This window comes from Streptomyces sp. NBC_00162 (assembly GCF_024611995.1).
Taxonomy (GTDB): domain Bacteria; phylum Actinomycetota; class Actinomycetes; order Streptomycetales; family Streptomycetaceae; genus Streptomyces.
Genome location: NZ_CP102509.1, coordinates 2,385,476 through 2,403,353 on the forward strand (window position 1 = coordinate 2,385,476; position 17,878 = coordinate 2,403,353).

Here is a 17,878-nt window from a genome sequence, read left to right on the forward strand (position 1 = left end):
GGGGGGTGCGGCGATGATGTCCGCGGCGGGTTTGCGCCGTGGCCGCTTCCCGCCAGGGGCTGCGTGGAGAGGTGGGTGTTCGGGTTGCTGGGTGCGATAGGCCTCGACGAGGGCCAGGAGTCGGCGTACCGCGCGCTGGTGGCGCTGGGGGCGGCGGAGGTGCCCGACCTCGCACACCGGCTGACCCTGCCGGTGCCGCAGACCGAGCGGGCGCTGCGGCACCTGGAGCGCCAGGGCCTGGCCGCCCAGTCCTCGGCGCGCCCGGGGCGCTGGGTGGCGGCGCCGCCCGGGGTCGCCCTCGGGGCGCTCCTCACCCAGCAGCGGCACGAGCTGGAGCAGGCGGAGCTGGCGGCGGCGCTGCTGGCGGAGGAGTACCGGGTGGAGGCGGCCGAGCCGGCGGTGCACGACCTCGTGGAGGTGGTGCAGGGGGCGAGCGCGGTGGCGCACCGCTTCCACCAGCTCCAGCTGGGCGCGGAGAAGGAGGTGTGCGCGCTGGTCAGCGGCCGGCCGCAGGTGGTGACGGGCACGGAGAACGAGGCGGAGGACCGGGCCTCCGTACGCGGGGTCGACTACCGGGTGGTGATCGAACGGGAGGTGCTGACCCTGCCGAGGGGGATCCGCGAGGCGTCGACGGCGCTGGCCCGGGGCGAACGGGTCCGGGTGACGGGCGAGGTCCCGACGAAGCTGGTGATCGCGGACCGGACCCTGGCGATGGTCCCGCTGACGGCGCGCGGCGCGGAGCCGGCGGCGCTGGTGGTGCACGCGTCGGGGCTGCTGGAATCCCTGACGGGCCTGTTCGAGGCGGTGTGGCGGGAGTCGCTGCCGCTGCGGCTGGGCGCGTCGGGCGCGCCCGAGGAGTCGGACGGCGGCCCGGACGCCACCGACCTGGAGATCCTGACCCTGCTGTTGGCGGGGATGACGGACGCGAGCGTGGCGAAGCACCTGGAGCTGGGCCTGCGGACGGTGCAGCGGCGGGTCAAGGGCCTCATGGAGCTGTCGGGGGTCACGACGCGGCTCCAGCTGGGCTGGCACGCCTACGAACGGGGCTGGGTGGCCCGATAGCCCCTGGTCGGTCAGGCTGAGCAGATGGATCTGCCTCAGCTGCTCCTGGTGGGGCTGGTGCTGCTGCTCGGGACGCTCGGGGTGCTGGTGCCGGGCGTACCGGGAACCTGGCTGGTGTGGGCGGGACTGCTGTGGTGGACGCTGCACGTGCGGTCGGCGACGGCGTGGACCCTGCTGGTCGCGGCGACGGCCCTGCTGCTGGTGGTCCAGGTGGTGAAGTGGCTGCTCCCGCCGCGGCGGCTGCGGGGGGTGGGGGTGACCCGCCGGATGGTGGTGTTCGCGGGCGCCGGTGCGGTACTGGGCTTCGTGCTGATCCCGGTACTGGGGGCGGTCCCTGGTTTCGTGGGCGGCATCTACCTCTGCGAGAGGCTCCGCCTGGGGACGCACGGCGAGGCGTGGGCGTCGGTACGGGCGGTGATGCGGGCGGTGGGGACCAGTGTGCTGGTGGAACTGTTCGCGTGCCTGCTGGTGGCGGGGGCGTGGCTGGGCGTGGTGGTGGCGGGCGTCTGACCGGCCCCGGGCTCCGGTCCTGGGACCGGAGCCCGATGCGGCCGGCCGCGGTGCCTGCGAGGCTTGCAGCCATGACGGACTTCGAGGGATTCAGCGAGGCCGAGCTGGCGTACCTCCGCTCCCAGCGGCTGGGCCGCCTGGCCACCGTGGACGCGGCGGGGCAGCCGCAGGCGAACCCGGTGGGGTTCTTCCCGCAGGAGGACGGCACGATCCTGGTGGGCGGGCTGGCCATGGGGACGACGAAGAAGTGGCGCAACCTCCAGCGGAACCCGCGGCTGGCGCTGGTCGTGGACGACCTGGTGAGCACCCGCCCGTGGCGTGTCCGCGGCATCGAGATCCGCGGCCACGCCACGCTGGAGACCGGCCCGCACTCCCTGGGCCCCCACTTCAGCCCGGAGGTCATCCGCATCCACCCGGACCGGGTGCATGTGTGGGGTCTCTGACCGTCGGGACCCGCACTAGGGCGTCCTAGGCCCGGCCGGACCGCTTCGCGGCGTAGTTGGCGCGGCCCTCCGCCGACTTGAGCCGCCAGTCACGGCGGATCTCCGACCGGAGCCGCGCGTCCGTCTTCGCGACGATCCGCTGGTTCTCGCGCAGCAGCTTGCGGTAGCTGTCCAGGCGCCGCTCCGGCAGCTCTCCGGAGTCCACGGCGGCCCGCACCGCGCACCCCGGCTCCGCCTCGTGCGCGCAGTCGTGGAAGCGGCAGGACTCCGCGTACTCCTCGATCTCCGAGAAGACCTGGCCGACCCCGGTCCCGGCGTCCCAGAGGCCGACGCCGCGCAGTCCGGGCGTGTCGATCAGGACGCCGCCGCCCGGCAGGGCGAGCAGGTTGCGCGTCGTGGTCGTGTGACGGCCCTTGCCGTCGACCTCGCGGGCCTCCTGGACCTCCATGACGTCGGCGCCGAGCAGCGTGTTGGCCAGCGTGGACTTGCCGGCGCCGGAGATGCCGAGCAGCACGCTCGTACCGCCCCCGACGACGGCGGCGAGGACGTCCGTGCCCTCCCCGGTGAGGGAGGACACCGTCAGTACCCGGACCCCGGGCGCGGTGGTCTCCACGTCCTGGACCAGGTGCCCGAGCGTCGCCGGGTCCGGGACCAGGTCGGCCTTGGTGAGGACGACCAGCGGCTGCGCCCCCGATTCCCACGCCAGGGCCAGGAAGCGCTCGATGCGCCCCAGGTCAAGTTCCACGGCGAGGGAGACGGCGATGATCGCGTGATCGACGTTGGCGGCGAGGATCTGTCCCTCGGACCGCTGGGAGGAGGTGGACCGTACGAAGGCGGTCCGGCGCGGCAGGTACGCCTTCACGTAGCGCGGGTTGCCCGCCGGCTCGACCGCTGCCCAGTCGCCGGTGCAGATGACCCTCAGTGGGTCGTGCGGGGTGACGAAGGCGGTGTCGGCGCGGACGATGCCGTCCTCGGTCATGACGTCGCACTGACCGCGGTCGACGCGTACGACGCGGCCGGGCAGGAGGCCCTGCTCGGCGTACGGGGTGAACTCGGCCGCCCAGGCTTCGTCCCAGCCGAAGGGGCTGAGCGCGTGCGAGAGCGAGGATGCCTGCGGGAAAGAAGAGAAAGACAAGGGGAACCCTTCACAGGGTGGCCCCGGCAGCGCGCGCCCGCTCGCTCGCTCAGCGGCGGCGGTGCGCGAAGTGGTGTGAGGTCAGCCGGAGACCACGGAAGTGACATTGATGGTCTTCTGAATGCGGGCAGTGCCCTGCGCGATGACATTCATCAACTGGCTCACCTCCGGATCGTGCACGTACTGACGGTTCCGCAGACCGGCGGAACGCATCCAACGTAACAAGTGCCCTCACGCGCGCGCCATTTCTTTTCTCCGCGCTAGTCCGGTTCGAAGTGGTCCAGGAGCCGTAGCTGGAGGATATTGAGCACGTTGCTGTGCTGCTTGAGCATCGAGAGGCGGTACGCCGCCGTAGGGGCGTACTCCTCGACCTCGTGCACGGCCGCGGCGATCACATAGCCGTTCAGCGCGTCCATGTTCCCCGCCGCGCCGAAGTCCTGACCCGTGGGCAGCAGACTGCGGTCCAGGGGGGTCTCGTCACTGGTGATCACGTTCGCGACCACCGACGGCTGCCAGTCCCTGGCATTGGTGAGGGAGTGGTGCGTGTCGAACCGCACGGTGACCGTTTCACCTGCGGCGATCGCCACGCTGTACCGGCCCTCTTCGTCGGTGAAGACGTGATCGATCTCCGAGAGGTCACTGTTATAGACGCTGACCTTGATCATGAAGATCGGACTCTTGTCGGAAACTGCTCGCACTTGCCCGAACATCCGGGTCTCCTCCCGGTCGGAAAATACCGCTGGAGACCACCCCTGCAATCCAGTCTGTCCGGGCCCCACCGCCGCCGCCAGTCGGACCGGTTCCTAGGGTCCGGCCGGGTACGAGGCCTCGGCGCGGCCGACGCCCGATTCGATGTCCAGGGTGCGGGGGGAGCCGGCGTCGCGCAGGGCGTCCGGGACCTCGCAGCGGCCGCTGCCGGTCGCGCAGCGGACCCGGAAGCGGGCGGCCGGGGGCACGGTGAGGGCGAGGCGGCCGGAGGCGACCCGGGCGGTCACCTGGTCGGGCGGGGTGGCGAAGGCCGCGTCGGCGCGGCCGGATCCGACCCGGACGTCGGCGTGGGGTGAGGCGAGGCCGGTGGCCAGCAGGCTTCCGGAGCCCACCTTCGCCCGCAGGGCCCCGCGCAGCCCGGCGATCTCGATCCGGCCCGAGTCGGTTTCCGCGTCGACGGCGCCGCCCAGGCCGCTGAGGGAGACCCGGCCGGACCCGGCCGTCACCTTCACGGGGATGTCCGCGGGTACGGTCACCCCCAGCTGGACCGAACAGCCGGCCCCGGCGGCCGTCCAGGAGCCCTCGCCGGGGCAGTGCGGGGTCAGCCTCAGGGTGTCGCCCAGCCAGCTCTCCTCGATGGTGGGCGCCTTGAGCGACCAGCTGATCGCGGCGCGGTAGCCGACCTCTTGGTCGGCGCGGGGGGTGACGGTCACGTTCGCGCTGCCGCCCACGATCTCCAGCGCGGTCACCCGGCGGCCCTCGCTGCCACCGAGCAGGGTGGCGTTCCGGACGGTCCCGTACGACCACGCCTGCCAGGCGACCGGGGCGACGACGAGCAGCGCGCCGAGTACCGCGGCGGTGATCCAGGCACGGCGGTGCCCGCGTCGGGGTCCGTCCCCGTCGGCGCCCGTCACGGTGTGCCGTCCAGGAAGCGGAGCACCGCGAGGACCCGGCGGTGGTCGCCGTCGGCCGGGGGCAGGTCGAGCTTGGCGAAGATGTTGTTGATGTGTTTGGCCACCGCGCTCTCGCTGACGACGAGTTCGGCGGCGATCCCCGCGTTGGAGCGGCCTTCCGCCATCAGGGCCAGTACCTCCCGCTCGCGCGGGGTGAGGCGCTCCAGCGGGTCCGGTCCCCCGCCGCGGCGCAGCAGGAGCTGGGCGACGACCTGGGGGTCGAGCGCGGTCCCGCCCGCGGCGACGCGCCGCAGGGCGTCCACGAACTCCTCGACATCGGCGACCCGTTGCTTGAGCAGGTAGCCGATGCCGGCCCCGCTGCGGGTGGCCAGCAGGTCGGCGGCGTAGCGCTCCTCCACGTACTGGGACAGCAGCAGCACCGCCGTGTCCGGGTACTGCCGGCGGATCATCAGGGCCGCCCGAACGCCCTCGTCGGTGAAGCCGGGCGGCATCCGTACGTCGACGAGCGCGAGCTCCGGGCGGTGTTCCTCGACGGCGGCGAGCAGACCCTCGGCGTCGCCGGTCTCGGCGGCCACCTCGAATCCGGCCATTTCGAGGACTTTGACGAGTCCTATGCGCAGCAGGACGGAGTCCTCGGCGATCACAGCCCGCACGGCAGCTCCACGGTGATGACGGTCGGGCCCCCGAGAGGGCTGGTGATCATGATGGTTCCGTCGACCGACCCTACGCGCTTGCGCAGGCCGACCAGTCCGGTGCCGCGGGCCGGGTCCGCTCCGCCGACCCCGTCATCGGTGACGGTGAGGCGCAGCAGGTCCCCCCGCCGGCCGGGGACGCGCTCGACCCGGACGCGGCAGCGGTCGGCCCGGGCGTGTTTGGCGACGTTGGCCAGGGTCTCGGACACCACGAAGTAGGCGACGGCCTCGATGGTGGCCCCCGGCCTGGTTGCGATGTCCACGGCCAGCTCGACGGGGAACGGGGCCCGGGCGGCGATCCCGGAGAGCGCCGCGTCGAGCCCGCGGTCCTCCAGTACGGCCGGGTGCAGGCCGCGTACGAGGTTGTTGAGCTCCTCGATGGCCTCCTTCGCCTCGCGGTGGGCCTCGTCGATGACGGCCTTGACCTCGGGCGGCAGGTCGGTCAGGGTGGCGCGGGCGATGCCGAGGTTCATGGCGAGCGCGACGAGGCGTTGCTGGGCCCCGTCGTGCAAGTCCCGCTCGATCCTGCGGCGTTCGAGGTCGGCCGCGTCCAGGATGCCGGCCCGGCTCTCGGCGAGGTCCTCGACGCGGCGCGCCAGCTCGCGGGAGCGGTTGGGTCCGAGGAGCGCGGCCGCGGCGAAGGCGTCGAGGCGGGTGGTGAGCGCGGCGAGCCAGGGCGCGGAGAGCAGGAGGAGGCCGCCGCCGACGGTGATCACGTCGTATTCGAGGTGCAGGTCGGAGGACGGCAGGGTCCAGCCCCACGCGTACACGGCGGCGCCGGCCGCGCCGAGGACCCAGGCGAGCACCACCAGCGCCCCGGCCGCGGCGGCGAGCGGGCTGACGAGGAGGTGGTAGCCGTACTGGCGCCAGGTCGCCTCGGAGCGCACCCGTTCGAGCAGCCCGCGCGGGCTCCACCAGCGCTCCTTGCGCACGACCTCCGGCACGTCCAGACCGAGCAGGGACCAGAAGCGGCTGCGCTGGAGCGCGGTGAGCAGCGGGCTGAGGGCGAACAGCAGGAGCAGCGGGACGGGGCTGCGCCCGGGCGACACGCCCGCGTAGGCCAGCCCGAGGAGGACGGGCAGCGCGGCCGGGATCGCGGCCGCCGTGAAGGCGGTGTTGCGCCGGGCCCACGCCGACCACGGTGCGTGCTCCGTGGTCCAGGTGTACGAACGCCTCAGCGCGCCGCGAAGTGCCATGCCCCGTACGTTAATCGCACTGGTCGGAGGGCTGCGATCACGCTGGCGCCCGGTCGGGGGTGTAGCTGGTGCCACCCCCGGTTCGGACAGTGGGGCTACTGATCGCGAAGGCTCCGCGGACGAGGCTGAGGGGGTGCCCGGGGGACGGTCCGCCGGGCCGGAAGGAGACCCGCGGCCATGGCACTTGTCGCCCCGCAGTTCCGTACCCGTCAGTTCCGCACCCGTCAGTTCCGTACCCGCCGGCTCATCGACGGCCCGCGTACGCCCCGGCTCGCCACGGTGTTCACGGGAGCCGGGGTGGCGCTGGTGCCGTGGGTGCTGGTGCTGGCGAAGACCGTGCCGCAGACCACCGAGGTCTCCCACTGGTCGACCGCGTGGATCGGCCTGGACCTGATGCTGGCCGCCGGGTTGACCGGGACGGGGATGCTGCTGCGCAAACGCAGCCCCCTGGTGTCCCCGGTGGCCGCGGCGACTGCGGCACTGCTCTTGATGGACGCCTGGTTCGACGTCACCACCTCGGCCGGGAGCGACGGTCAGGGGATGGCGCTGCTGCTGGCGGTGGGAGCGGAGCTGCCGCTGGCGGCGGCGCTGGCCGTGGTCGCCGCACGCACCGCCCGGGGCGTGTCCGTTTCGTTCAAGACGGCCGGCTCGGGTCCGGCCTAGCCTGCGGGCATGACTCCACGACTCGACATGATCGGCCTGGTCGTCTCCGACATGGCCGCCTCGCTCGCCTTCTACCGCCGGCTGGGGCTGGACGTACCGGCCGGCGCCGATGACCAGCCGCACGTCGAAGGCACCGCGCCCGGCGGCCTGCGGATCGGCTGGGACACGGAGGAGACCATCCGTTCCTTCGACCCGTCCTGGACCCGGCCCACCGGTGACAGCCGCCGCGAGCTGGCCTTCCTGTGCGACTCCCCCGCCGAGGTGGACGCCCTGTACGCCGAGCTGACCGCCGCCGGGGCCCCCGGGCACCTGAAGCCCTGGGACGCCTTCTGGGGCCAGCGCTATGCCGTGGTCCTCGACCCGGACGGCTGCGGCGTCTCGCTGTTCGCCCCGTCGGCGCCTGCGACGTAGGCGCCGAGCGTGGTCCCGGCCAACGCGCGTACCTCGCGGGCCAGATGGGCCTGGTCGGCGTACCCGGCAACGCAGGCGACCTCGGCGTAGGGCATGCCCGCCCGGGCCAGCTCGAGGGCGCTGCGCAGCCGGAGCACCCGGCCCAGCGTCCGGGGCCCGTACCCGAAGGCGTCCAGGGAGCGCCGGCGCAGCTGCCGTTCCCCGAGGCCGACGGCGGCGGCGATCCGGGCCACCGGCCGGCCCGCCCGGAGCAGGGCCACGACCTCGGCGACGAGGGGGTCCGGCGGCCCGGCCTCGGCGGCGCGACGGGCGGCCAGCGCCTCCAGCCCGGCGCACGGGTTCCCGTACGAGGCCACCCGCCCGGCGAGGCGGCGTACCTCCCCGGCGGGCCACAGGTCGTCCAGGGCGACGCGGCGGTCCCGCAGCCGGTGCGCCGGTACGCCGAGCAGCGCGGGCGCGGTGCCGGGCGCGAACCTGATCCCGGCGAAGGCCCCGCCCGCGACCTCCCCGGCGGGATGCGGCCCGGTGTCCGCCCCGGCCACCAGCAGCCGGCCCTCGACCCACATCAGGTCCATGCACCCGTCGGGCAGGACCACCTGGCCGGGGCCTTCGGCGCGCCACAGCACGGCTCCGGGCACGACCGCGGACCGCGTCTCCTCGTACACGCTTCCAGGCTAGTGCCGGGGCCCCGCCGGGCGCGGGTCAGTGCTTGCGCAGCCGCGAGCTGTAGTCCTCCGGCGGCAGGAACTTCGACCAGCGCTCGGGGAACTCGGACGGCATCCCCTCGTCGTCCTCGTCGTCCTCCGACTCGCCCTCCGCCATCGCCCGCCAGGCCGCCGCCCGTGCGATCAGCTGGGCGGCCTCCGCCTCGCGGACCCGCTCGTTCGCCTCGCGCGCCGCCGCGGTGGCCACCGAGGGCCAGACCCGGTCGATCGCCGCGTTGACGGCGGCCCCGACGAGGACCGCGAAGGCCGAGATGCCGATCCACAGCAGCACGGCCACCGGCGCCGCCAGCGAGCCGTAGATCGTCGGCCCCTCCACGGTGTTGGTGAGGTAGATCCGCAGCAGGAACGAGCCCAGCACCCACATCGCGAGGGCCACCAGCGCGCCCGGCACGTCCTCGATCCACGGCGAGCGCACGGGCACGGACACGTGGTACAGCGTGGTCAGGAAGACGATGGACAGCAGGGTGACGGTCGGCCAGTACAGCACCGCGATCACGCTGGTGCCCCAGGGCACCAGCCGGACCACCGCGTCGGGTCCGACCACCATCAGCGGCAGCACGACCGCGCCGATGACCAGCGCGATGACGTACAGCAGGAAGGCCAGCAGCCGGGTCTTGACGATGCCGCGCTGCCCGTCGAGCCCGTACATCACGGTGATGGTGTCGATGAAGACGTTCACCGCGCGCGAGCCCGACCACAGGGCGAAGGCGAAACCGAGCGAGATCAGGTCGGGGCGGCCGCGGCCCGTCACGTCGTCCAGCATCGGCCTGGCGATCTCGTTGACGCCCCGGTCGGACAGGATCGTGCCGACCGCCCCCAGGATGTTCTCCTCGATGCTGGCCACCGTCGTCGTGCCCGTCCAGCCGTCCACGTAGCCGAGGAGGCCCAGCAGGCCGAGGAAGAGCGGGGGAAGCGAGAGCAGGGTGAAGAAGGCCGCCTCGGCGGCGAGGCCGAGGATCCGGTACTCGATGCACGAGTTGACGGTGTCCTTCAGGAGCAGCCAGCCCATCTTCCGCTTCGAGACGTTGCGGTAGAGGGCGCGGGCCCGGTGGAGCCGTCCATGGCGTCCGAGGATCCGCTCGGGTGTTTCTTTTGCTGGCTGCACGTCCTTACGGTATCCGCATGGCAGCCACCACCCACACAGTCACCAACCAGGCCCCGCCCCTCGTGGGCCACGACGTCTACGGGGGCGACCGGGCCCTCACCGAGGGCGTGGAGCGGCATCTCGCCTCCGCGGACCCCGAACTCCTCGGCGAGGTGCGGGAGGAGCTCACCCTCCTCGGCCGCGCCGCCGGTTCCGCGCAGGCCCAGGAGTGGGGCCGGCTGGCGAACGAGAATCCACCCAAGTTGCGGACGCACGACCGGTACGGGAACCGGATCGACGAGGTGGAGTTCCATCCCGCCTGGCACCGGCTGCTCGGGAAGGCCGTGTCCTCCGGGCTCACCGACGCCTGGGGCCGGCCGGCCGGGCACCTGCGGCGCGCCGCCGGGTTCTTCGTGTGGTCCCAGGCCGAGGCCGGGCACGGCTGCCCGGTCTCGATGACGCACGCCGCCGTGCCGGCGCTGCGGGCCGATCCCGGGCTGGCCGCCGAGTGGGAGCCGCGGCTGACCTCGCACGTGTACGAGGAGGGGCTGGCGCCGGCCGCGCAGAAGAGCGGCGTGCTCTTCGGCATGGGGATGACGGAGAAGCAGGGCGGCAGCGACGTACGGGCGAACACGACGGCCGCGGTGCCGCTGGACGCTTCGGGCGAGTACGTGCTGACCGGGCACAAGTGGTTCTGCTCGGCGCCGATGTCCGACGGGTTCCTGGTGCTGGCGCAGGCTCCGGGAGGGCTGACCTGCTTCCTGGTGCCGCGGGTGCTGCCGGACGGCACGCGCAACGTCTTCGCGATCCAGCGGCTGAAGGACAAGCTGGGCAACCGGTCGAACGCGTCGAGCGAGGTGGAGTTCGACGGGACCTGGGCGCGGCGGGTGGGCGAGGAGGGCCGGGGGGTGCGGACCATCATCGAGATGGTCGCGGCGACCCGGCTGGACTGTGTCATCGGCTCGGCCTCGCTGATGCGGCAGGCCCTGACGCAGGCCGCTCACCATGCGGAGCACCGCTCTGCTTTCGGAGCACCGCTCATCGACCAGCCGCTGATGCGCAACGTCCTCGCCGACCTCGCCCTGGAATCGGAGGCGGCGACCACCCTGACCCTGCGGCTCGCGGCCGCCTACGACGCCGGGACCGACCAGGAGAAGGCCTTCCTGCGCCTCGCCGTGCCCGCCGCCAAATACTGGGTGACCAAGCGCTGTACGCCGATGGTCGCGGAGGCCCTGGAGTGTCTGGGCGGCAACGGCTACGTCGAGGAGTCCGGACTGCCGAGACTGCTGCGCGAATCCCCGCTGAACTCCATCTGGGAGGGCTCGGGCAACGTCCAGGCCCTGGACGTGCTGCGCGCCCTGCAGCGGGAACCGCAGGCGCTGAACGCCTTCCTCCAGGAGGTCGGCCAGGCCCGGGGCGCGGACCACCGGCTGGATTCGGCCATCAAGGACCTGCTGACCGAGCTCGCCGACCTGGAGGGCATCGAGGCCCGGGCCCGCCGGGTGGTCGAGCGCATGGCCCTGGTGCTCCAGGGGTCGCTGCTGGTGCGGTGGGCCCCGCCGGAGGTGGCGGACGCGTTCTGTGCCTCGCGGCTGGGAGGCGACTGGGGAGCGGCCTTCGGCACGCTGCCGCACAGCCTCGACCTGGGCGCCGTAGTGGAACGGGCGCGGATCACGGGCGGGGAGTAGTCCCCAAACCGCTCCGAGCCGGGATCCGGGCCCGTCGACCGGGAACAGGAGTGGCGCCGCGCCGACTCGGCACCACCCCTGATCCCAGAAGCCCCGAGGAGGAGCTGTCACGCCGCTGAGCGGCGTCCGGACAGTTTCGGTCGGGTGACCGGGACTTGGCGAGAGTTGCATACCGTTGCAACCTTTGAGTCGTCCTGTTCGCACGGGGAGGTTCCGGTGGCCGACACCACAGGCAGCACGGTCGATGTGGCCCGCATCTCGGCCATGGACGCACGGGAGGCCGCGCGTCTGCTCAAGGGCGTACGGGCGGCGGCGCTGGCCGGGGACCGTCCCCCGGCCGCGCCGCGCCCGGAGATCGCCGAGTCCTGGCGCCGGATGCTGGCGGGCGGGGTGCACCCGGACCGGGACGCGCGCTCGCGGATGCTGTCGGCCGCCGAGACCGAGGAGCGGCGGCACGTCTCACCGCTGCGGGAGATCCTCCCGGTGCTCCGGGAGGGGCTGCTGCCGGCCCTGGACGAGGCCCTGCACATCATGGTCGTGGCCGACGCGGAGGGGCGGCTGCTGTGGCGGGAGGGCCACTCCTCCATCCTGCGCAAGGCTGACCGGCTCGGCTTCGCGGTGGGGGCCGACTGGGACGAGGGCGTGGTCGGCACGAACGGGGTGGGCACGGCCCTGGTGACCCGGCGGCCGGTCCAGGTGTTCTCGGCGGAGCACTTCGTCTCCAGCCACCACGACTGGACCTGCGCGGGCGCGCCCGTACGGGATCCGCGCGACGGGCGGCTGCTGGGCGTGGTCGACGTGAGCGGCCCGCTGGCCACCATGCACCCGGCGACCCTGGCCTGGGTGAGCTCGGTGGCCCGGCTCGCGGAGCGGGAGCTGCGCGTACGGCACCTGGAGTCGCTGGAGCGGCTGCGGGCGGTGGCGGCCCCGCTGCTGGCCCGGCTGCCGGGGCGGGCCCTCGCCGTGGACCCGAACGGCTGGACGGCGGCCGTGACGGGCCTGGCCCCCGTGGACCGCGTCCCGCTGCCGAAGTCCTTCGGGCCGGGGCGGGTGTGGGTGCCGCAGCTCGGCGACTGCGCGGTGGAGCCGCTGCCCGGCGGCTGGCTGCTGCGGATCGCGCAGGACCGTACGAGCACCGGGGTGACCCGGGTGGTGCTCGACCTCAGCCGGGCGGGGTCCTGGTCGGCGACGGTGTACGGGGCCGCCGGGAGCTGGTCGCAGGAGCTGAGCCCGCGCCACGCGGAGCTGCTGTTCCTGCTGGCGGAGAGCCCGCGGGGGCGCTCGGCGGCGGAGCTGTCCGGGGAGCTGTTCGGTGACCCGACACGCACGGTGACGGTCCGCGCGGAGATGTCCCGGGTACGCCGCAACCTCGCGGGCGTGCTGACCCACCGGCCGTACCGGTTCACGCAGGACGTGGAGGTGGAGGTGATCCGCCCCCAGGACCCGGCCGCGCTCCTCCCCCACTCCACCGCGCCCGCGGTGATCCGGGCCCGCCTGGGCCGCAGGGGGCCGGACGTGATTCCCTGACCTGCATGAGCACCATCACCCTCACCACCTGGTCCCTGGAAATGACCTCGCCGGCGGACCTGATACCCGCGACCGCGCCGGGCCCGGAGATCACCATCGTCCGGGCGGAGGTCCCCTCTCCCGAGTTCAGCCGCTTCCTGTACGCCTCCGTGGGCGGTGACATCCACTGGACGGACCGGCTGTCCCTGACCCGCGACCAGTGGGTGGAGCAGCTGGGGCGGCCGGGCGTGGAGACGTGGGTGGCGTACGACCGCGGTACGCCGGCGGGGTACGTGGAGTTCGACGCCCAGGACGACGGCGTGGTCGAGATCATCTACTTCGGCCTGCTGCCGGACTTCCGGGGGCGGCGCATCGGGGGGCACCTGCTGTCGGTGGGTGTGGCCCGCGCGTGGGACCTCGGGACCCGTTGGCCGGACCGCGAGCCGACGCGGCGCGTCTGGCTCCACACGTGCAGCCAGGACGGCCCGACGGCGATGGACAACTACCTGCGGCGCGGCTTCAAGCTCTTCGAGACGGAAACGGAATCCAAGGAGGACACTCCGACCCCGGGCCCCTGGCCGGGGGCGTAGCCCCTCCGGAGCGGGATGAGCCCAATCCGGCCACGCGCGCACGGGAGTGACCCCGATCACCGCGTACCACGATGCGAGACGACTTCGTCCGGATTGTGGACAGTAGTGGACTCCTCCAATCGGCACATGACACGCTTCCGCCATGAATGGAGCTGGAATTGCCTTGGTGAGTCGGCGGCACGTCGACCTCGGCCGCATGTCCAGCGCCATCTGTCCGGCGTGCTGACGGAACCAGCAACCGCCGCACATCGTCGCAATCCCGGCATCGTCGCCGTGGACGTGGCGATCAGCCCAGCCCCCTGAAGGCCGAATACCGCCCTGCCCGCCGGCAACCCCGGCAACGGCGGTGATCAGCCACACCCGCTCAGCGACGCCGACGTGACGGGGGCGCGCGCCACCGCTCCCCCCTGCTCCCCGCTCCTGCCCTGAGCCGCCGACGAAGGACGTACCGCCATGGCCGCCACTCCCGAAACGCCCGCAGCCGCCGCCGCGCGCCGCAAGACAGGCCGTCACCGCGGTGAGGGTCAGTGGGCCGTCGGACACCACACGCCCCTCAACGGCAACGAGCAGTTCAAGAAGGACGACGACGGTCTCAACGTGCGGACACGCATTGAGACGATCTACTCCAAGACGGGCTTCGACTCGATCGACCCCAACGACCTGCGCGGCCGCATGCGCTGGTGGGGCCTCTACACCCAGCGCAAGCCCGGGATCGACGGCGGCAAGACCGCGATCCTGGAGCCGGAGGAGCTGGACGACAAGTACTTCATGCTGCGCGTGCGCATCGACGGCGGCCGGCTGACCACCGAGCAGCTGCGCGTCATCGGCGAGATCTCCCAGGAGTTCGCCCGCGGCACGGCGGACCTCACCGACCGCCAGAACGTGCAGTACCACTGGATCCGGATCGAGGACGTCCCGGAGATCTGGCGCCGCCTCGAGGCCGTCGGGCTGTCCACCACCGAGGCCTGCGGTGACACGCCCCGCGTCATCCTCGGCTCGCCCGTCGCCGGCATCGCGCAGGACGAGATCATCGACGGCACCCCCGCCATCGACGAGATCTACCGCCGCATCGTGGGCAACAAGGACTTCTCCAACCTGCCGCGCAAGTTCAAGTCCGCGATCTCCGGCTCGCCGCTGCTCGACGTGGCGCACGAGATCAACGACATCGCTTTCGTCGGGGTCAACCACCCCGAGCACGGCCCCGGCTTCGACGTCTGGGTCGGCGGCGGCCTCTCCACCAACCCCAAGCTGGGCGTCCGCCTGGGCACTTGGGTCTCGCTCGACGAGGTCCCGGACGTCTACGAGGGCGTCATCTCGATCTTCCGCGACTACGGCTACCGCCGGCTGCGCACCCGCGCCCGCCTGAAGTTCCTCGTCGCCGACTGGGGCCCGGCCAAGTTCCGCCAGGTCCTGGAGGACGAGTACCTGAAGCGGAAGCTCACCGACGGCCCCGCGCCCGAGCAGCCCTCCGGCCAGTGGCGCGACCACGTGGGTGTCCACCAGCAGCAGGACGGCAAGTTCTACGTCGGCTTCGCGCCCCGCGTCGGCCGCGTCGACGGCGCCACCCTGACCAAGATCGCGGACGTCGCCGAGCGGCACGGCTCCGGCCGGCTGCGCACCACCGCCGAGCAGAAGATGATCGTCCTCGACATCGAGGCCGACCAGGTCGACTCGGTGGTCTCGGCCCTGGAGGCGCTCGACCTGCGGGTCAAGCCGTCCCCGTTCCGCCGCGGCACGATGGCCTGCACCGGCATCGAGTTCTGCAAGCTGGCCATCGTCGAGACCAAGGCGCGCGGCGCCTCGCTGATCGACGAGCTGGAGCGCCGCCTGCCGGACTTCGCCGAGCCGCTGACCATCAACATCAACGGCTGCCCGAACGCCTGCGCCCGTATCCAGGTGGCGGACATCGGTCTCAAGGGCCAGCTGGTCCTGGACGACGACGGCAACCAGGTGGAGGGCTACCAGGTCCACCTGGGCGGCGCCCTCGGCCTGGAGGCCGGCTTCGGCCGCAAGGTCCGCGGCCTCAAGGTCACCTCGGCCGGTCTGCCCGACTACGTCGAGCGGGTCGTCACGCGCTTTGAGAACCAGCGCGAGGACGGCGAGCGCTTCGCCGCCTGGGTGACCCGTGCGAAGGACGAGGACCTCTCGTGAGCGAGCGCGCCGCACCGTTCTACTGCCCGTACTGCGGCGACGAGGACCTGTTTCCCCACGAGACGGGCCACGGCGCCTGGGAATGCAGGGCCTGCAACCGAGCCTTCCAGCTGAAGTACCTCGGGCTGCTGGCCCGGGGTCTTCAGTCCAACGCCGCTGGAGGGGACGAGATATGACCACCACTCAAGACGCGGATCTCAAAGCCGTGACTCTCAAGAGCGTGGCCGAGCAGGCGGGCCGCGACCTCGAGGACGCCTCCGCGCTGGAGATCCTCACCTGGGCGGCCGAGACCTTCGGGAAGAAGTTCGCCGTGACCTCCTCCATGGAGGACGCGGTCGTCGCCCACCTGGCCTCCCGCGCCTTCCCCGGCGTGGACGTGGTCTTCCTCGACACGGGCTACCACTTCGAGGAGACCATCGGCACCCGCGACGCGGTCGACGCGGTGATGGACGTCAACGTCATCACGCTCACCCCGCGGCAGACGGTGGCCGAGCAGGACGCGGAGTACGGACCGAAGCTGCACGACCGCGACCCCGACCTGTGCTGCGCCCTGCGCAAGGTCAAGCCCCTCGAAGAGGGTCTGACCGCGTACGACGCGTGGGCGACGGGCCTGCGCCGCGACGAGTCCCCGACCCGGGCGAACACCCCGGTGGTCGGCTGGGACGAGAAGCGGCAGAAGGTCAAGATCTCGCCGATCGCCCGCTGGACCCAGGACGAGGTGGACGCGTACGTCGCCGAGCACGGCGTGCTCACCAACCCGCTGCTGATGGACGGTTACGCCTCCGTCGGCTGCGCTCCGTGCACGAGGCGTGTCGCGGAGGGCGAGGACGCCCGCGCCGGCCGATGGGCCGGCCGGGGCAAGACCGAGTGCGGACTGCACGGCTGATGACGAGCACCGAAGAACTTACGGAGACAGAGCAGATGAGCGTGAGCGACCAGGGCGCCACCGTGTGGCTGACCGGGCTGCCGAGCGCGGGCAAGACCACGATCGCCTACGCGCTGGCCGAGCGGCTGCGCGCCGAGGGCCACCGCGTGGAGGTGCTCGACGGGGACGAGATCCGCGAGTTCCTCTCCGCCGGCCTCGGCTTCAGCCGCGAGGACCGGCACACCAACGTGCAGCGGATCGGCTTCGTCGCCGAGCTCCTCGCGAGCAACGGCGTCAAGGCGCTGGTACCGGTGATCGCGCCGTTCGCGGACAGCCGTGAGGCCGTCCGCAAGCGGCACGCCGCCGAGGGCACCTCGTACCTGGAGGTCCACGTGGCCACCCCGGTCGAGGTCTGCTCCGAGCGTGACGTGAAGGGCCTGTACGCCAAGCAGGCGGCGGGCGAGATCTCCGGTCTGACCGGGGTCGACGACCCGTACGAGGCACCGGAGTCCCCGGACCTCCGTATCGAGTCGCACACGCAGTCCGTGCAGGAGTCGGCTTCGGCCCTGCACGCGCTGCTCACCGAGAGGGGTCTGGCATGACCACGGTCGCCCACCTGCACGAAGAGACCGACGCGCCGTACGCGCTGTCGCACCTCGACGCCCTCGAGTCCGAGGCCGTGCACATCTTCCGCGAGGTGGCGGGCGAGTTCGAGAAGCCGGTGATCCTGTTCTCCGGCGGCAAGGACTCCATCGTCATGCTGCACCTGGCGCTGAAGGCGTTCGCGCCGGCGCCGGTGCCCTTCACCCTCCTGCACGTCGACACGGGGCACAACTTCCCCGAGGTGCTGGAGTACCGCGACCGCACGGTCGAGAAGCACGGTCTGCGCCTGCACGTCGCGTCCGTCCAGGACTACATCGACGCGGGCAAGCTGCGCGAGCGTCCGGACGGCACCCGCAACCCGCTGCAGACCGTCCCGCTGACCGAGGCGATCCAGAGCCTCAAGTTCGACGCCGTCTTCGGCGGCGGCCGCCGCGACGAGGAGAAGGCCCGCGCCAAGGAGCGGGTGTTCAGCCTGCGCGACGAGTTCTCCCAGTGGGACCCGCGCCGCCAGCGCCCCGAGCTGTGGCAGCTCTACAACGGCCGCCACGCGCCCGGCGAGCACGTGCGCGTCTTCCCGCTCTCCAACTGGACCGAGCTGGACGTCTGGCAGTACATCTCCCGCGAGGGCATCGAGCTGCCGGAGATCTACTTCGCCCACGAGCGCGAGGTCTTCCAGCGCAACGGCATGTGGCTGACGGCCGGCGAGTGGGGCGGCGCCAAGGAGGGCGAGACGCCCGAGACGCGTCTCATCCGCTACCGCACCGTCGGTGACATGTCCTGCACCGGCGCCGTCGACTCCGACGCCGCCACGCTGGACGCCGTGATCGCCGAGATCGCCGTCTCCCGCCTCACCGAGCGGGGTGCCACCCGCGCCGACGACAAGATGTCCGAGGCCGCGATGGAAGACCGCAAGCGCGAAGGGTACTTCTAGA

At 72.5% G+C, this 17,878-nt stretch carries 21 protein-coding genes; 14 read left to right on the top strand and 7 right to left on the bottom strand.

Annotated elements, in window-relative coordinates:
* Positions 1-84: 84 nt before the first annotated feature.
* The 3 genes from JIW86_RS11350 (at position 85) to JIW86_RS11360 (ending at position 2,015) form a co-directional block, all read left to right on the top strand.
* Complete coding sequence (locus JIW86_RS11350; protein ID WP_257559289.1) at positions 85-1,062, top strand: helix-turn-helix domain-containing protein; 978 nt, start codon at positions 85-87, stop codon at positions 1,060-1,062.
* Positions 1,063-1,086: 24 nt separating this feature from the next.
* Positions 1,087-1,572 (top strand): DUF456 domain-containing protein, encoded by a 486-nt coding sequence (locus tag JIW86_RS11355; RefSeq protein WP_257553647.1) that lies wholly within the window; start codon positions 1,087-1,089, stop codon positions 1,570-1,572.
* 71 nt (positions 1,573-1,643) lie between these two features.
* Positions 1,644-2,015, top strand: a complete 372-nt coding sequence (locus JIW86_RS11360; RefSeq protein ID WP_215148069.1) for a PPOX class F420-dependent oxidoreductase — start codon at positions 1,644-1,646, stop codon at positions 2,013-2,015.
* A gap of 25 nt (positions 2,016-2,040) precedes the next feature.
* On the opposite strand, the gene rsgA is transcribed toward JIW86_RS11360, so the two are convergent.
* The 5 genes from rsgA to JIW86_RS11385 all read right to left on the bottom strand — a co-directional run bounded on the left by rsgA (position 2,041) and on the right by JIW86_RS11385 (position 6,660).
* Entirely contained in the window at positions 2,041-3,150 is a 1,110-nt protein-coding gene (gene rsgA / locus JIW86_RS11365; RefSeq protein ID WP_257553648.1) for a ribosome small subunit-dependent GTPase A, read from the bottom strand.
* A gap of 260 nt (positions 3,151-3,410) precedes the next feature.
* Positions 3,411-3,848 carry a carboxypeptidase regulatory-like domain-containing protein gene (locus JIW86_RS11370; protein ID WP_257553649.1) on the bottom strand — a complete coding sequence of 146 codons (438 nt, stop codon included), beginning with the start codon at positions 3,846-3,848 and terminating at the stop codon, positions 3,411-3,413.
* A 105-nt stretch (positions 3,849-3,953) separates the two neighbouring features.
* The gene (locus JIW86_RS11375) at positions 3,954-4,772 is read right to left on the bottom strand and encodes a DUF4097 domain-containing protein (protein WP_257553650.1); all 819 of its coding nucleotides are present in this window, start codon (positions 4,770-4,772) and stop codon (positions 3,954-3,956) included.
* The gene (locus JIW86_RS11380) at positions 4,769-5,425 is read right to left on the bottom strand and encodes a response regulator transcription factor (protein WP_257553651.1); all 657 of its coding nucleotides are present in this window, start codon (positions 5,423-5,425) and stop codon (positions 4,769-4,771) included. The genes JIW86_RS11375 and JIW86_RS11380 overlap by 4 nt, the downstream gene beginning before the upstream one ends.
* Complete coding sequence (locus tag JIW86_RS11385) at positions 5,413-6,660, bottom strand: sensor histidine kinase (RefSeq protein WP_257553652.1); 1,248 nt, start codon at positions 6,658-6,660, stop codon at positions 5,413-5,415. The genes JIW86_RS11380 and JIW86_RS11385 overlap by 13 nt, the downstream gene beginning before the upstream one ends.
* A 177-nt stretch (positions 6,661-6,837) precedes the next feature.
* Here JIW86_RS11385 and JIW86_RS11390 point away from each other — a divergent pair, with 177 nt between their 5' ends.
* Together JIW86_RS11390 and JIW86_RS11395 are read left to right on the top strand one after the other, a co-directional pair.
* On the top strand, positions 6,838-7,323 hold the full coding sequence (locus tag JIW86_RS11390; RefSeq protein WP_257553654.1) for a hypothetical protein: 486 nt from the start codon (positions 6,838-6,840) through the stop codon (positions 7,321-7,323).
* Positions 7,324-7,332: 9 nt separating this feature from the next.
* The gene (locus JIW86_RS11395; RefSeq protein ID WP_257553655.1) at positions 7,333-7,734 is read left to right on the top strand and encodes a VOC family protein; all 402 of its coding nucleotides are present in this window, start codon (positions 7,333-7,335) and stop codon (positions 7,732-7,734) included.
* Here the strand turns inward: JIW86_RS11395 and JIW86_RS11400 are convergent.
* Both JIW86_RS11400 and JIW86_RS11405 read right to left on the bottom strand, forming a co-directional pair.
* Entirely contained in the window at positions 7,665-8,399 is a 735-nt protein-coding gene (locus tag JIW86_RS11400; RefSeq protein WP_257553656.1) for a helix-turn-helix transcriptional regulator, read from the bottom strand. The two genes, JIW86_RS11395 and JIW86_RS11400, sit on opposite strands and share 70 nt — an antisense overlap.
* Positions 8,400-8,436: 37 nt before the next feature.
* Positions 8,437-9,564 (bottom strand): YihY/virulence factor BrkB family protein, encoded by a 1,128-nt coding sequence (locus JIW86_RS11405; protein ID WP_215148050.1) that lies wholly within the window; start codon positions 9,562-9,564, stop codon positions 8,437-8,439.
* A gap of 17 nt (positions 9,565-9,581) precedes the next feature.
* Between JIW86_RS11405 and JIW86_RS11410 the strand changes: the two genes are divergently transcribed.
* From JIW86_RS11410 to cysD, 9 genes are all read left to right on the top strand, one after another.
* On the top strand, positions 9,582-11,231 hold the full coding sequence (locus JIW86_RS11410) for an acyl-CoA dehydrogenase family protein (RefSeq protein ID WP_257553657.1): 1,650 nt from the start codon (positions 9,582-9,584) through the stop codon (positions 11,229-11,231).
* A gap of 264 nt (positions 11,232-11,495) precedes the next feature.
* Entirely contained in the window at positions 11,496-12,758 is a 1,263-nt protein-coding gene (locus tag JIW86_RS11415; RefSeq protein ID WP_257559290.1) for a GAF domain-containing protein, read from the top strand.
* Between the two features lie 5 nt (positions 12,759-12,763).
* The gene (locus JIW86_RS11420; protein ID WP_257553658.1) at positions 12,764-13,327 is read left to right on the top strand and encodes a GNAT family N-acetyltransferase; all 564 of its coding nucleotides are present in this window, start codon (positions 12,764-12,766) and stop codon (positions 13,325-13,327) included.
* 142 nt (positions 13,328-13,469) lie between these two features.
* On the top strand, positions 13,470-13,553 hold the full coding sequence (locus JIW86_RS41680) for a putative leader peptide (protein ID WP_310942095.1): 84 nt from the start codon (positions 13,470-13,472) through the stop codon (positions 13,551-13,553).
* A 227-nt stretch (positions 13,554-13,780) separates the two neighbouring features.
* Positions 13,781-15,478 (top strand): nitrite/sulfite reductase, encoded by a 1,698-nt coding sequence (locus JIW86_RS11425; protein WP_215148044.1) that lies wholly within the window; start codon positions 13,781-13,783, stop codon positions 15,476-15,478.
* Positions 15,475-15,654, top strand: a complete 180-nt coding sequence (locus JIW86_RS11430; RefSeq protein ID WP_215148042.1) for a hypothetical protein — start codon at positions 15,475-15,477, stop codon at positions 15,652-15,654. Before JIW86_RS11425 ends, JIW86_RS11430 begins: the two co-directional genes overlap by 4 nt.
* Positions 15,651-16,364: a phosphoadenylyl-sulfate reductase gene (locus JIW86_RS11435; RefSeq protein WP_257553659.1), complete on the top strand. Its 714-nt coding sequence runs from the start codon at positions 15,651-15,653 to the stop codon at positions 16,362-16,364. Before JIW86_RS11430 ends, JIW86_RS11435 begins: the two co-directional genes overlap by 4 nt.
* A gap of 35 nt (positions 16,365-16,399) precedes the next feature.
* A complete protein-coding gene (gene cysC / locus JIW86_RS11440; RefSeq protein ID WP_215148038.1) occupies positions 16,400-16,945 on the top strand; it encodes an adenylyl-sulfate kinase in 546 nt (181 codons plus the stop codon).
* Positions 16,942-17,877: a sulfate adenylyltransferase subunit CysD gene (gene cysD / locus JIW86_RS11445; RefSeq protein WP_257553660.1), complete on the top strand. Its 936-nt coding sequence runs from the start codon at positions 16,942-16,944 to the stop codon at positions 17,875-17,877. The genes cysC and cysD overlap by 4 nt, the downstream gene beginning before the upstream one ends.
* Position 17,878: the final 1 nt, after the last annotated feature.

Bases quoted from the DNA above. Each gene is read 5' to 3' on its own strand.
- JIW86_RS11355 (WP_257553647.1), top strand. From the start codon at position 1,087: ATGGATCTGCCTCAGCTGCTCCTGGTGGGGCTGGTGCTGCTGCTCGGG.
- JIW86_RS11360 (WP_215148069.1), top strand. From the start codon at position 1,644: ATGACGGACTTCGAGGGATTCAGCGAGGCCGAGCTGGCGTACCTCCGC.
- JIW86_RS11385 (WP_257553652.1), bottom strand. From the start codon at position 6,660: ATGGCACTTCGCGGCGCGCTGAGGCGTTCGTACACCTGGACCACGGAG.
- JIW86_RS11390 (WP_257553654.1), top strand. From the start codon at position 6,838: ATGGCACTTGTCGCCCCGCAGTTCCGTACCCGTCAGTTCCGCACCCGT.
- JIW86_RS11395 (WP_257553655.1), top strand. From the start codon at position 7,333: ATGACTCCACGACTCGACATGATCGGCCTGGTCGTCTCCGACATGGCC.
- JIW86_RS11410 (WP_257553657.1), top strand. From the start codon at position 9,582: ATGGCAGCCACCACCCACACAGTCACCAACCAGGCCCCGCCCCTCGTG.
- JIW86_RS11415 (WP_257559290.1), top strand. From the start codon at position 11,496: ATGGACGCACGGGAGGCCGCGCGTCTGCTCAAGGGCGTACGGGCGGCG.
- JIW86_RS11420 (WP_257553658.1), top strand. From the start codon at position 12,764: ATGAGCACCATCACCCTCACCACCTGGTCCCTGGAAATGACCTCGCCG.
- JIW86_RS41680 (WP_310942095.1), top strand. From the start codon at position 13,470: ATGAATGGAGCTGGAATTGCCTTGGTGAGTCGGCGGCACGTCGACCTC.
- JIW86_RS11425 (WP_215148044.1), top strand. From the start codon at position 13,781: ATGGCCGCCACTCCCGAAACGCCCGCAGCCGCCGCCGCGCGCCGCAAG.
- JIW86_RS11435 (WP_257553659.1), top strand. From the start codon at position 15,651: ATGACCACCACTCAAGACGCGGATCTCAAAGCCGTGACTCTCAAGAGC.
- cysC (WP_215148038.1), top strand. From the start codon at position 16,400: ATGAGCGTGAGCGACCAGGGCGCCACCGTGTGGCTGACCGGGCTGCCG.
- cysD (WP_257553660.1), top strand. From the start codon at position 16,942: ATGACCACGGTCGCCCACCTGCACGAAGAGACCGACGCGCCGTACGCG.